This window comes from Pseudarthrobacter sp. MDT1-56, assembly GCF_059383555.1.
Genome location: NZ_JBWZCK010000039.1, coordinates 1 through 1251, shown reverse-complemented (window position 1 = coordinate 1251; position 1251 = coordinate 1). Strand labels below are relative to the sequence as shown.

The following is a 1251-nucleotide window of genomic DNA, read 5'->3' as shown; positions in this document are numbered from 1 at the left end:
GCAACAGCAATGGCCAACTTCAAGACCAAAAACCAGCCGCTACCTGCGGCCGCCTAACCCAAAAAGAAACTAACCGGCTGTCTCACATCCTTGACACACCTCAATCTTGACCTCTTCGCGGTGGTGGCGGCATCAGGCGGCTCTGACGTCCAGAACTGCGATAGGGCAGGGCTGCATGTCGATGACGATATTGCCTCTCGCGGTACGGGGGCTTTGAACACCGAAGATAAGAACACCTCCAAAATGCACAGTGGCCGAAGTCTTCGACCTGGCAACCCTTGCGGTTAGGAATGCCTCTTCCCGGTCCTACAACGTGCCCTTCCGTTGTCAGGGAACGACCTCAGGGTAGATTCTTGAATCAGGGGCCTGAACATCAGGCACCACAGGAAGGCTCAAAGCGGCAACGGGGTAGCACCCATGAACGATCCACGACAGACACCGCGAAATCTCATTGAACAGAACGCCACCGCTCTGGAGCGCCTATGGATCAGATACTGGACCCACTATGGAAACGCTGCACTCTTCGACCTCGATGCCTACCTATACGAGGTCCAGGAGCCACCACCTTAGACCGGACACTCAAAGCCGGGCACTCCCCCGTTGCCCGCGTCCGCGGAACGCCACGTAACCGGACCATCCTTTAATTTGCCCCAGAAGTGCCGCCACGACAACCCGCTACACGGACAATTTTCGGTACGGTCACTACGGACACTCATTACGCTCGCGGTCACTTTCCGCAGTCGTCTGACCTATCGAAAGTGCCGGTAGACCGTTGGCGCGGAGGCTCCAAGCACGTTGCCGATGTCGGAAGCTCTGATTCCTTTTCCTCGCAACCCGATGACGACCCAGTTTGCACCTATTCGACGCCTCACCGAATAGCCAGGTCGGGGTTTGCTTCAGGAGGGCCGACTTGTTATCGGCCGCGCGTCAGACTGCGCACGAAGGGTGCTTTCCCCAAAGCGGTCCGTTCGACGCGTTCAACAAGGCTTACGTCCACCGGGGTGTCTACTACACCGACTTCGTTGAGCGCGCCGGCTACTGCGGCGTGGACTCCCTCGGTGGAGGCTCCGGATGCGAGGCCCGCCATGAGGACCCGCAGCCCTGAGGCCTCCTGAATGACCTGCCACCCCGCAGCAGCGGCCTCGTCGAGAACATGGTGGAACACAATCGGATGGACACTTACACTGCCTGCTTTGCCGGGCAGCTGCAGGACGTCTTCGATGCGCCCTTCGATGTCCTCCAGAATCGTGA

The 1251-nt window shown here is 58.8% G+C and carries 1 pseudogene; it reads right to left on the bottom strand.

Going from position 1 to position 1251, the window contains the following annotated elements:
- Positions 1 to 913: 913 nt before the first annotated feature.
- A pseudogene (locus AC50YC_RS19790) lies at positions 914 to 1251 on the bottom strand (phenylacetate--CoA ligase family protein); the annotation flags it as partial.